This is a genomic window from Streptomyces sp. NPDC002698 (genome assembly GCF_042888945.1).
Taxonomy (GTDB): Bacteria; Actinomycetota; Actinomycetes; order Streptomycetales; family Streptomycetaceae; genus Streptomyces.
Genome location: NZ_JBIAQM010000003.1, coordinates 33,245 through 45,388, shown reverse-complemented (window position 1 = coordinate 45,388; position 12,144 = coordinate 33,245). Strand labels below are relative to the sequence as shown.

10 protein-coding genes are annotated in these 12,144 nt (G+C 71.0%); all 10 read right to left on the bottom strand.

Annotation, left to right across the window (positions count from 1 at the left end; genetic code table 11):
- Positions 1-44 precede the first annotated feature (44 nt).
- Positions 45-1,379 (bottom strand): hypothetical protein, encoded by a 1,335-nt coding sequence (locus ACFYW9_RS04975; RefSeq protein WP_328669164.1) that lies wholly within the window; start codon positions 1,377-1,379, stop codon positions 45-47.
- 67 nt (positions 1,380-1,446) lie between these two features.
- Positions 1,447-2,475 (bottom strand): glutamate ABC transporter substrate-binding protein, encoded by a 1,029-nt coding sequence (locus ACFYW9_RS04970; RefSeq protein WP_389144924.1) that lies wholly within the window; start codon positions 2,473-2,475, stop codon positions 1,447-1,449.
- Positions 2,476-2,489: 14 nt separating this feature from the next.
- Entirely contained in the window at positions 2,490-3,926 is a 1,437-nt protein-coding gene (locus ACFYW9_RS04965; RefSeq protein ID WP_389145749.1) for a hypothetical protein, read from the bottom strand.
- Between the two features lie 342 nt (positions 3,927-4,268).
- Positions 4,269-5,282: an N-acetylglucosamine kinase gene (locus ACFYW9_RS04960; protein ID WP_389144921.1), complete on the bottom strand. Its 1,014-nt coding sequence runs from the start codon at positions 5,280-5,282 to the stop codon at positions 4,269-4,271.
- On the bottom strand, positions 5,279-6,544 hold the full coding sequence (locus ACFYW9_RS04955) for a 6-phospho-beta-glucosidase (protein ID WP_389144918.1): 1,266 nt from the start codon (positions 6,542-6,544) through the stop codon (positions 5,279-5,281). The genes ACFYW9_RS04960 and ACFYW9_RS04955 overlap by 4 nt, the downstream gene beginning before the upstream one ends.
- 2 nt (positions 6,545-6,546) lie before the next feature.
- Positions 6,547-7,440 carry a carbohydrate ABC transporter permease gene (locus tag ACFYW9_RS04950; protein ID WP_389144915.1) on the bottom strand — a complete coding sequence of 298 codons (894 nt, stop codon included), beginning with the start codon at positions 7,438-7,440 and terminating at the stop codon, positions 6,547-6,549.
- Positions 7,441-7,443: 3 nt separating this feature from the next.
- Complete coding sequence (locus ACFYW9_RS04945; protein ID WP_389144912.1) at positions 7,444-8,385, bottom strand: carbohydrate ABC transporter permease; 942 nt, start codon at positions 8,383-8,385, stop codon at positions 7,444-7,446.
- A gap of 10 nt (positions 8,386-8,395) precedes the next feature.
- On the bottom strand, positions 8,396-9,736 hold the full coding sequence (locus ACFYW9_RS04940; protein ID WP_389144909.1) for an ABC transporter substrate-binding protein: 1,341 nt from the start codon (positions 9,734-9,736) through the stop codon (positions 8,396-8,398).
- An 82-nt stretch (positions 9,737-9,818) separates the two neighbouring features.
- The gene (locus tag ACFYW9_RS04935; RefSeq protein ID WP_351862931.1) at positions 9,819-11,030 is read right to left on the bottom strand and encodes an ROK family transcriptional regulator; all 1,212 of its coding nucleotides are present in this window, start codon (positions 11,028-11,030) and stop codon (positions 9,819-9,821) included.
- Positions 11,031-11,283: 253 nt separating this feature from the next.
- Positions 11,284-12,120 (bottom strand): hypothetical protein, encoded by an 837-nt coding sequence (locus ACFYW9_RS04930; protein WP_389144904.1) that lies wholly within the window; start codon positions 12,118-12,120, stop codon positions 11,284-11,286.
- Between the last annotated feature and the right edge of the window lie 24 nt (positions 12,121-12,144).

Genomic DNA, 12,144 nt, shown 5'->3' with positions numbered 1-12,144 from the left:
GCTCACTCACCGGCTGCTCGCTCACACCGCATCCCCTTCAACGCTCACGCGTCGGGCCCCCTCCGGTCCGCACGGTCCTCTGGCCCGCTCCGCTCGGGCACCTGCGGGCTCAGCAGCTCGGCCGCCGCCCGCTGATAGCGCAGCACCGCCTCCTCCGCCACCCGCAGGTCACAGGGGGCGCTCCACAGCATGCGCCGGGCCGCGTCGTAGCGCTCCACCAGGAACGGGTCCTCGGCGAAGCCGTGCCGGGCGACCTTCGCCTTGTACGCGTCGAGGCGGCCGCGCAGCTCCGCACGGACCGCCAGCGGCTGGGTGACAGCCGTCAACGACTCGCGGGCGCGCAGGAGTTCGTCCTCTGCCTTCTCCTCCAGCGCCTCCAGGAGCGGCGAGAGGCGGTGCCACTGCGCGTGCCTGCGGTACTCCGCGGCCGTCGCCAGCTGCTCCTGCAACGCCGTCGGCGGACCGCTGACGGCCGGCACCTCGGACGCGGCGATCTTCGCGAGGACCTCGCCGCGGGCACTGCGCGCCTCGGCGAGCGTCCGGTCCGCGCGGCTGAGCACGTCCCGCAGCTTCACCAGCCGCGCCTCCGCGTCCTGCCGCACGGTGAGCACCGCGTCGATCTCCCGGCGCACCTCCTCCAGGGCGCGCGCCTCCCGGTCGTACACCGTGGTGTCCGGGCGGCCGCCGCCCGGGGCCGAACTCCCCTGCGCGGGAACCCAGAAGCCGAGCGGGTCGGAGACCACACGCTCGCGCAGGGCGGTCAGGGTCCGGGTGATCCGCTCCAGGTCGTCGCCCGAGGGGTGCTCCCCGGGACGCACACCCACGGAGTGCGCGAGCGCGCGGGTGCGCTGGAGCTCCGCGGCCAGTAAATCTATCCGGGCGGGCAGCGCGGACCACACGGCGTCCGCGGTCACGACCATGTCGAGCGAGGCCGCGTACAGCTCGTTCATCCGGTCCACCAGGGCGGCCAGCGAGAACCGCTCGCTGAGCTTGCCCGTGCCGGCCAGGGTCGGCGCGTTCGCGGTGGCCGTGGCCGAACCGGCGACCGTGATGCCCGAACCGCGCAGCAGCTCGGTCAGCTCGACCAGATCCTCACGGCTGGACCAGCGTCTGCGGGAGCGGATCTCGCGCGCGGAGCGCAGCGCGTCCGTGTAGGCGTCGAAGTACGCCCACAGCAAGGTGATCGACGCCTCCGCGACCGCCCAGCGCTCCTTGGTCGAGCCGGTGAGTTCGGCGCCTTCCAGGAGTCTGCGGCCCGCGTGGTCCTGAAGGGCGAGGAGCGAGGTCTCGATGGCCTCGTGCTCCGCGCCGAGGCGCGCCAGCGCACGGTCCGCCTCGTCCCGGTCCATCACCGGCCCGGGGGGTCCCGTGACGCCCATCGATCACCTCTCGTTCTCGTGCGGTCCCCGCGCGCTGGGTGTGCGCCCGGGTAACTCTCCAGTCGTATCAGGCCGGTTGTTTGTAATAGGCGGGGGGCGGATCCTCCGAGGGGGAGTGGGCTCCGAGGGTCGGAGCGAGCCACTTGTCGTACGACCGGCGCCAGCCGCTCTCGCGATAGTCCGCGAGGACCCGGTTGACCCGGCGTACCAGGTCGTCGGATCCCAGCTTCATCGCCACGCCGTAGTACTCGGTGGTGAAGATGCCGCCCTTGAGTTCCACCGTGGGGTCCTGGGCGGCCTGGCTCGCGGCGAGCGCGCCGTCGGTCACCACCGCGTCGGCCTCGCCCAGTTGGAGGCGCACCAGGCAGTCGAGCTGGTTGGGCGCGGGAGCGGTGATGACGGCCGAGGAGACGAGCTTCTTCGCGGCCCGGTCCGCCGTGAGCCGTTGGTACGCGGTGGAGGTCTTCGCCGAGCAGATCCTCTTCTTGGCGAGGGTCTCGTCGTACCCCTTGATGTCGGACTTCGTCGGGGCCAGCACTTGCTGGCCGGTCTTGAAATAGGGCGCGGAGAACGCGACGTGCTGGAGACGGTCGCAGGTGATCGTCATGGTGCGCACCACCATGTCGACCTTGTCGTCCTGGATCGCGGGGATGCGCTGGCTGGTCGGGATGGCCCGGAACTGGACGGCGTTCTCGTCCCCCAGGATGTCCTTGGCGATCGCGTGGACCAGGTCGATGTCGAAACCCTCCAGCTCGCTGCCGGCCTTCGGGTTGTTCGGATCGCGGTAGCCCCAGTGGTAGCTGTTCTGGTCGACGCCGACGATCAGCCGCCGGTCCTTGCGGTTCTTGATGGCCTCGATCGTCGCCCCGTCCGCGCCCGACGGGGCGAGGCTCCGGTTCTGCGGGTCGGTGCACTCGGCGGCCCTGGCCTGGGCACCCCGGGCGATGCCCTGCCCGCCGATGCCGGTGCTTCCGTTCCCGCGCACGTCGCCGAGCGGGAGCGTCAGGGCGAGGACCAGGGCCATCACGCAGGCCACGGCCATCGCGCCCACGCCGCCCCAGCCCTTCAGGCGTGCCCTCAGGTGCCGTGCGGTCATCACCGCTCCCCCTCTCACCGGTACTCCGAAAGCCTGCGTCCGATGCCGAGCACCGCGCCCGCCGCGGCCAGCACCGCGAGGACGGCCGCACCGGCCGGGAGCCCGGTCATGGCGCCCAGTCCGTCGCTCGCCGCCCGCTGGAACTCGCTCTCCTCGTGCGTCAGCGCGATCCCCAGGTTCTGGTCGACGCCGTCGAAGCACTGGCCCGTGGGCTTCTTGTCGGCAGTGCCGATCACCCGGTCCAGGGCGAGCTGGTACTTGCCGAGGTTGTCGGCCTCGCGGGCGTCCCCGTGGCGCCGCTTCCATTCCTCCATGTTGGACGTCGCGGTCTGTACGGGCTCCGTGCCCGACCGGTCGTCCGCGAGGTCCGCCGCCTCCGCGAGGCGCCGGGTGAGCGCCTTCATGTCCTGTCCGAAGTCGTAGTCGTACAGGTCCACGGACGTCTTGTCGGCCAGGGTCTTGGTCTCGGCGCCCCGGCTGACCAGGGTGAGGTTCTCGTTGCCGCGGGCCTTCAGGGACGCGATCTGGGCCTGGTGCAGCACGTTCAGGGAACGGACCCCGTGGTCGTAGGACTCGCTCAGCCCGGCTCGGGCGACGCTGTGCCCGACGACGAGCCACAGCAGCACGACAACGGACGCCGCGGTGGCGGAGGCCATGCCCTGGTTCAACACCCGGTTCGTACGGCGGTAGTTGCGCCGCTGGGCCCAAGCCAGGGCGCCGAGCGCGACGAGTCCGAGGGCGATCGCCGCCCACGGGTAGGGCTTGGCGTCGGCGTAGTCGGCGCTCAGCCGCTGGTTCTCCCGGTCGTAGAGCTGCTTGGCCTTCGGGAGCATCTCGTGCTGCATCTTCTCGTTCGCGTACCGCAGATACGCGCCGCCCAGCGGGTAGCCCTGCCGGTTGTTGGCGCGGGCCCGCTCGATCAGGCCCTTGTACTCGGGCAGCAGTTCGTTGAGCTGGGAGATGGTCCTGGCCGAGGACGAGCCCGGCTCGGAGCTGTTGGCCGCGGTGATCAGCTTCGCGGCCGCCGTCCTGATGTCACGCTCGTACCGGTCGCGGGTGTCCTGTGTCTCCTGACCGCCCGCCAGGAAGCCGCTGGAGGCGGTGGTGTTGGCGTCGGCGAGCGAGCGGTAGATGTCGGCGGCGCTCGCGCTCAGCGGCTGGCTGCTGTGCAGCACGTTGTCCGCGGCGGCCGAACGCTCCGTCATCTGCCAGGCGGTGACCGCGCCGAACGCGACGACCAGCAGGGCGAGGACGGCGCCGATGATCCTCAGCCGCCCCGGCTCCGTCGTCGCCGCGGCGCGCAGCCGGTCCGCACCCTCGGCCCACGCCGTGCGCCGCGGTGCCGCGCCGGGAGCCGGGGGAGCGTTCCGCGGGGCCCCGAACCCGCTCTGGGGCACGGGGGATCCGTCCGGCGGCCGGGGAGGTCCGGACTGTGCCGGCACGGCCGGCATCGTGGGCGTGCCCTGCCCCGGTGGCGCCGCGCTGCCCTTCGGCGGGTGTGTCACTGTCGACCTCCCCCATGGTCATCCGCCCGGTCGCGCTCACCGCGGAACACGGTGGCCGCGGCCGGCCGGTGTACGTGCACGGCGGCAAGTATCGCCGCCCGTACCGGCATCCGCACAGGCCTTGCCTGGATCTTGTTCGGATCACGGCGCAGCACGATTCCCCCGTGCCACCCCCCTTCTCATGAACACGTGTTCCGGATCGGTTTGGTTCCCGCCCCTCCGCGCCAGGTCACGGTCGGTGCCCGAGCCCCGGGCGCCGTCCCCGGCGCCCGGGCCCCGCGAGCCTCCTCAGTCCCGTTCGTAGAACGCCCGCACGCGCGCGTGGATCTCGCCCGCGGCCCGTACGTGGTCCAGGCCCAGGAGTGCCGCGCCCAGGACCGGCGGGGCGGTGATTATCCGGGGGACCGCCTTGGGGGCGCGGACGGCCAGGACCTCGTGGACGCGGTCGTCGAGCAGGGGATGGCGGGCGGCGAGGATGCTGCCGCCGAGGAGGACCGGGGTCTCCTCGGCGAGCAGTCCGAGGCGTGTCAGGGCCACCGTCGCCATCGCGGCCACCTCGTCCGCGAGCCGGTCGACGAGCGCGCGGGCCACCGGGTCGCCGTCCGCCGCCGTGGCGAACAGGACCGGGGTCAGCTCGTGGCGCCGCGCGTTCGGGATGTGCTCCAGGTGCAGCGCCTCGATGAGGGCGTACATGGAGTCCAGGCCGAAGTGCGCGGGCAGGGTGCGGGCCAGGGCGGTGTCCCCGCCGCGGCCGTCCTCGGCCCGCGCCGCGTGCCACAGGGCCTCCTCCGCCAGACCCCAGCCGCCGCCCCAGTCACCGGAGATGCGGCCGATGGCGGGGAAACGGGCGGTGCGGCCGTCCGGCCGCATGCCGACGCAGTTGATGCCGGCCCCGCAGACCACGGCGACACCGCGCGGTTCGGCGATCCCGGCCCGCAGGATCGCGAAGGTGTCGTTGCGCACCTCCACCCCGGTGCCCCACGCGCGCGCGTGCAGCGCGGTTGCCAACCGCTCCTCCTCCACCGGCAGATCGGCGTTGGCGAGGCAGGCGGAGACATGGGCGACCGAGGTGACGCCCGCCTCGTCGAAGGCCCGTCGCACGGCGTCGGCGACGGCGTCCACCGCCGTCTCGACGCCGACGGCGGGGGGCCGGAACCCGCCCCCGCGCGCGGTGCCCGCCACCGTGCCGTCCGCGGTCACCACGGCGACGTCGGTCTTGCTGTTCCCCGCGTCGATGGCCAGCACGAGGCCCGCGGGTCCGGACCCGGCGGCCGTCCCGGCACCGGTTTCCGTCGACGTCATGCCCACGCGAGGTGCTCCCGGTTGTGCGCGATCAGCTGGTCGGTCAGGGTGTCGGCCAGGACGTACTGGCCGACCAGGGGGTGGGCGAGCAGCGCCCGGAAGACCCGGTCGCGCCCGCCGCGCAGGGCGGCGTCCAGGGCGAGATCCTCGTACGCGGTCACGTTCGCCATGAGTCCCGCGTAGAGCGGGTCGACGGCCGGCACCGGCAGCGGGGCGGGCCCCTTGGCGCCGACCGCGGCCTGCACCTCGATCACCGCGTCGTCCGGCAGGAACGGCAGGGTTCCCCGGTTGTACGTGTTCACCACCTGGTAGGGGCTGCCGCCCCCGCCGAGCAGCGCGGCGGCGAGGTCGACGGCCGCCTCGGAGTAGTACGCGCCGCCCCGCTTCGCCAGCAGCTCCGGCTTCTCGTCGAGCGACGGGTCGCCGTACATGGTGAGCAGTTGCCGCTCCATCTCCGCCACTTCGGCGGCGCGGGAGGGCTTGGTGCGCAGTTCCCGCACGACCTCGTCGTGCGCGTAGAAGTAGCGCAGGTAGTACGAGGGGACCACGCCGAGGCGCTCGACCAGGGAGAGGGGCAGACGCAGGTCCGCGGCGACGGTGTCGCCGTGCTCGGCGAGCAGCCGGGGCAGGACGTTCTCGCCCGCGGGGCCGCCCAGGCGCACACCGGTCTCCCAGGTGAGGTGGTTGAGGCCCACATGGTCGAGATGCACATCGGTGGGGGAGACCCCCAGCAGTCCGGCGAACTTCCGCTGGAAGCCGATCGCCACGTTGCACAGGCCGACGGCCTTGTGGCCCGCCTGGAGCAGGGCGCGCGTCACGATGCCCACCGGGTTGGTGAAGTCGATGATCCACGCGTCGGGGTTGGCGCGGCGGACCCGCTCGGCGATGTCCAGGACCACCGGAACCGTGCGCAGCGCCTTGGCCAGGCCGCCCGCGCCGGTCGTCTCCTGCCCGACGCAGCCGCACTCCAGCGGCCAGGTCTCGTCCTGTTCGCGGGCCGCCTGGCCGCCGACGCGCAGCTGGAGGAGCACGGCGTCGGCGCCCTCGACCCCCGCGTCCAGGTCGGAGGTGGTGACGATCCGGCCCGGGTGGCCCTGCCTGGCGAAGATCCGGCGGGCCAGGCCGCCCACCAGCTCCAGGCGTTCGGCGGCCGGGTCGACGAGGACCAGTTCCTCGACGGGCAGGGTGTCCCTGAGCCGGGCGAAGCCGTCGATGAGTTCGGGGGTGTAGGTCGACCCTCCGCCGACCACGGTGAGTTTCATGGTTAACCCTTCACTCCGGTGAGCGTGACGCCTTCGACGAACGCCTTCTGCGCGAAGAAGAACACGAGGATCACGGGGGCCATGACCAGGACGGTCGCGGCCATGGTGAGATTCCAGTCGGTGTGGTGCGCGCCCTTGAACGACTCCAGGCCGTAGCTCAGTGTCCAGGCGCCCGGGTTCTCGGACGCGTAGATCTGGGGGCCGAAGTAGTCGTTCCAGGCGTAGAAGAACTGGAAGAGAGCGACGGCCGCGATGCCGGGCTTCGCCATCGGCAGGACGACCTTCAGCAGCGTCCGCAGGTCCCCGCAGCCGTCGACCTTGGCGGCGTCCAGGTACTCGTTCGGGATGGTCATCAGGAACTGGCGCAGCAGGAAGATGGAGAACGCGTCCCCGAACGCCATCGGGATGATCAGCGGCCACAGGGTGCCGGACAGGTCGAGCTGCTTCGCCCAGAACAGGTACATGGGGATGATCACGACCTGCGGCGGCAGCATCATCATCGAGATGACCAGCATCAGCGACAGGTTCCGGCCGCGGAAGCGGAACTTGGCGAGGGCGTAGGCGACCGGGATCGAGGAGACGACGGTCAGGACCGTGCCGAAACCGGCGTACAGCAGGGTGTTCTTCCACCAGGTGAGGAAGCCCGGGGTGTCGAAGACCTTCTTGTAGTTGCCCCACTCCCAGGTGTGCGGGATCAGGTCGCGGCTGAGCGCCTGGGTGTCGCTCATGAGCGAGGTCAGGAACACGAACACGAAGGGGAGGACGAAGAAGAGGGCGGCCGCGACGCCGAGGGAGTGGACCGCGATCCACTCCAGGAGGGCCCTGCGGCGGGCGGTTCGCTCGGCGGGGGAGACGGCGGTCGTCAACTCCACCGGTTTGTCGAGTACTTGGGTCATCGGTCAGTCACCTGCCTGGATGAGACCGCCCCGGCGCCGCATCAGGAACGCGGTGAACACCATGGACAGGGCGAACAGCACGAGCGCGACCACACAGGCGGAGCCGTAGTCGAAGCGCTGGAAGCCGAGGTTGTAGACGAGCTGGGGCAGGGTGAGCGTCGACTTGTCGGGGTAGCCGGGCTCGAACTGCGTGCCGGCGCCCTGGATGACGCCCGAGGCGACCTTCCCGGCGATCAGCGGCTGCGTGTAGTACTGCATGGTCTGGATGACCCCGGTGACCACGGCGAACATCACGATGGGCGAGATGTTCGGCAGGGTGACGTACCGAAAGCGCTGCCAGGCCGAGGCGCCGTCCAGTTCGGCGGCCTCGTACTGCTCGGTGGGTACGTCCAGCAGGGCGGCCATGAAGATGACCATCAGGTCGCCGATGCCCCACAGGGCCAGCAGGGTCAGGGCGGGCTTGGACCAGGAGGGGTCGTTGAACCAGCCGGGGGCGGTGATGCCGGCCTTCTCCAGGATCGAGTTGACCGGCCCCGTACCGGGGTTGAGCAGGAAGGCGAAGGCCATGGTGGCGGCCACCGGCGGGGCGAGGTAGGGCAGGTAGAAGAGGGTGCGGAAGACACCCGTGCCCGTCCTGATCTTCGTGATCAGCAGCCCGACGCCGAGCCCGAACGCCACCCGCAGGGTCACCATGACGAGGACCAGCCACAGGGTGTTGCGCAACGCGGGCCAGAACAGCGGGTAGTTCTCGAAGACGTAACGCCAGTTCTGCGTCCCGCTCCACGTCGGCGGCCTGAAGCCGTCGTAGTGCATGAAGGAGAAGTAGACGGTCGAGATCAGCGGGTAGGCGAAGAAGACCGCGAAACCGATCAGCCAGGGCGACATGAAGGCGAGGGTCCGAAGCGCCGAGCGCCGGCGCTTCGAAGCGAGCGTGACAGTACTCATGTCCGTGCGGCTACTTCGCCTGCGCGATGTCCGTGTCGATCTGCTTGGCCGTGGCCGCGAGGCCCGCCTTCAGATCCTTGGCCCTGCCGCTCTCGTAGTCGTATCCGAACTGCTGGAGCGTCACGAGGTAGGTGCCGCCGTTGAGGGACGCCGGAGTCGTCGTCGAGTTCGGGTTCGAGGCGATGTCCAGGAACGTCTTGAACCGCGGGTCGTACTTCAGCTTCGGCGACTTGAGGGCCGCGAGCGTGGAGGGAACGTTGTGGATGTCGTTGGCGAAGCCGACCACCGCGTCCGTGTTCGTGGCCATGTACTTGACGAGCTCCCAGGCCGCGCCCTGCTTCTTGCTGGTGGACGCGATGCCCGCGATGGTGCCGGTGATGTAGCCCTTGCCGTACTGGTCCGCCTGGTCGTCCGGGACGGGCAGCGGGGCGACGCCGATCTCGAAGCCGGGCTTGGCCTCCTCGGCCATGCCGAGCCGCCACTCGCCGTCGAGCTGCATGGCCACCTGACCGGTGTGGAACGGGTGCTTGGGGCCCCACTCGTCACCGAGCTTGGAGCGGTAGGTCTCCAGCTTCTCGAAGCCGCCGAGCGCGTCGACCAGCTTCTTCTGGAGGGTGAACCCGGCGGTGAAGGCGGGGTCCTTGGCGATGTTCGACTTGCCGCTGCTGTCGAAGTACGTCGGCGAGAACTGCCCGAAGTAGTGCTCGGTGGTGGACTCCCAGCCGTGGTAGTTCGGCATGAAGCCGAGCCGGGAGTAGGAGTCGCCCTTGGTGACCGTGAGCTTCTCGGCGTCCTTCTCGAACTCCGACCAGGTCTTCGGCGGAGAGGTGATCCCGGCCTTCTCGAAGGCGGTCTTGTTGTAGTAGAGGCCGTACGCGTCACCGAGGAGCGGCACCGTGCAGCGGTTGCCGTCGAACTGGGTGTACTCGTTCATCGCCTTCGGGAAGGTCGTCTCGGGGTCGATGCCCGCCTGCTTGAAGAGGGGGTTCAGGTCGACGAAGGCGCCCGACGAGCAGAACTTGCCCACGTTGTTGGTGGTGAAGGAGGAGACCACGTCGGGGGCCTTGGCGCCGCCCGCGCGCAGTGCCTGGTTGATCTTGTCGTCGGTCATGTTGCCGACGATGTTCACGTGGATGTTGGGGTGCGCCTTCTCGAAGCCCGCGACCAGCGACTTCACGGCCTTGACCTCGTTCGGCGCGCTCCAGCCGTGCCAGAAGTTGATCGTCTGTTCCTTGGACGCGTCCTCGCCGAAGCCCTCGTCGCCGGACTGGCCGGTACAGGCGGTGGCGAGAAGGGCTATCGAGGCGGAGGCGGCGAGCGCGACGGCCGCCTTTCGGGATATTCCGGGCATGGCGAGATCTCCCTGCGAAGGACGGGGCGGGACAGGAGGGGGTGTGGGTTCGGGACGGTGGGCGTTGCGGGGTGGAGCGGACTCAGCGGGAGGTGTCGAAGACCTCGTCGCGGGTGGCCGCCAGGGCGCTCTCCAACGCGCCCCGCAGCACGGGGTGTTCGTGTACGTCGCCGACGACGAGGCGCGGCCGGGACGCGGCCAGCTCCTCCAGTTCGGCCTGGACCAGGGCGCGCAGCGGTTCGCCGCCCGCGGTGAGCGAGGCGCCGCTGAGGACGACGAGTTCGGGGTCGAGCACGGAGACGAGGGAGGCCAGACCGGTGGCGAGTCCGGTCGCGTACATCTCCAGGAGCCGCCGGTAGGGGCCCGTGTCGACGGCGGCGGCCCGTTCGACGACGGTGGCCGCGACCTTCGTGTACGGGCCCGCGGGCAGGTCCTGGATACCGAGTTCGCGGGCCAGCTTGGGGATGGCCTGGGAGCCGGCCAGCTCCTGGTAGCCGCCGCTGTTGGCCCGGGTCACCTGGCGCACCAGGGGCGCGCCGGGCACCGGCAGGAAGCCGACCTCGCCGGCGCCGCCGGTCCAGCCGCGGTGCAGCCGGCCGCCGAGGACGAGGGCCGCGCCGAGGCCGCCCTCGTTCCACAGCAGGACGAAGTCCTCGTGGCCCCGGGCCGCGCCGAGCCGCTGCTCGGCGATGGCGACGAGGTTGACGTCGTTCTCGTACTCGACGGGCATCGGCAGTGCCGCGGCCAGTTCGTCGAGGAGCGCGGGGGAGTGCCAGCCGGGCAGGTGGGAGGCGTAGCGCAGCCGGCCGGTGTTGGGATCGAAGGCGCCGGGGGTCCCGATGACCAGGCGGCGGACGTCGTCCCGGGCGAGCCCGGCGGCCTTCACCGCGCCGTCGAGGGCGTCGGTGACCTGGCGTACGACGGGCCGGTCCGGGCGGCGGCCGGGAGTGGGCAGTTCGTACGCGCCGACCGTGCGGCCGGTGATGTCGGCGACGGCGGCGAGGACGCGCTCGGGGGTGACGTCGAGACCCGCCGCGTACGCGGCGCCGGGGTTGACCTCGTACAGCTGGGCGCTGGGGCCCGGCCGTCCCTCGCTGGTTCCGGTGGCCAGGACGAGTCCGGCGGCCTCCAGGCGGGCGAGGAGCTGGGAGGCGGTGGGCTTGGACAGCCCGGTGAGCTTCCCGATCCGGGTCCGCGAGAGCGGCCCGTGCGCGAGCAGCAGATCGAGGGCGGCGCGGTCGTTCATCGCACGCAGGACGCGCGGGGTGCCCGGCGTGCCGGCGGATGCTGCCATGTCTGTCGCCACCTGCCCTTCTTGACCGACCAGCTTCCCAGGGGTGTCTTCGGGAAGTCCACCCAAGATCATTGTTAGGAAAGTTTCCTATTGCTGGTGCGAGGAAAGTAGGCCGGAGGGGGTGCGGGCGTCAAGAGCAACCGCCGTCCGAGCCGCGCGATCGTCGCCGGAACGCGCGAAGCCGCCCCCGCCGCGGACGAGTTCGTCTGCTGCGGGGGCGGCTCGGGTGGGGCGGGGGAGGCCCTGGCCTCGACTACTTCACGTCGACGTAGTCGCCCGTGGCCGCGGCGGTGCCCGTGGTGGCCGTGCCCGTGAACACGTAGCGGTAGGTGCCGTCGGCCGAGGCCTTGACCGTGGTGCTCAGGGCGCCCGCGGTGCCGGAGGTCACCGTCTTGACGTTCTTGTAGCCGGTGGCGCCCTTGGCCTTGAACTGGAGGACGGCCGACTGGCCCTTGTAGCCGGCGTACCTGCCGGTCTCCCAGTCGGCGCGGGTGAGCGCCCCCTTGACGGTGAGGGTGCTGCCCTTCTTCACCGGCTCGGGAGTGGCGTCGGCGGTGAGCTTGGCGGCGCGCTTGACCTGCGCGGAGCCGGGAACCCCCCACATGTCGTAGCCGAACTGGATGCCGACGTGGTTGTCGGAGTCGTCGTTGTCCGAGGTGCCGTTGCTGTAGAAGCCGGCCACCTTCCAGGTGCCGGCGTCCGCCGCCTCGTAGAGGTACTCGTCGGGTTCGACGTAGATGACCTCGGTGCAGGACTGCGTGACGGTCGTGGCCGTCGTGGCCGTCGTGGTGCAGATCGGGGCGTTGTCCGGCCCCAGCTCGTTCTCCTGCCGCGAGAGCGACGCCCCGCGGTACAGGAGGACGCCCGCGACACTCTGCATGCCGTCGATGACGAGGTCGGCCGGGCGGACGAAGGTGTACGTGACCGGGACCTTCACCGTGTTGGTGGTGCCGACCACGATCGCCTTGCCGTTGTTGACCACCACGTTGGAGAAGGTCAGGTCCGGCGTGGCGGCCGACGCGGTCGGCACGGCCAGGGCGGACACGGCCAGGGCACCGGAAACGGCGGCGCCTATGGCGTACTTGCGCATGGATTCCCCACATTCGAGGCGGGG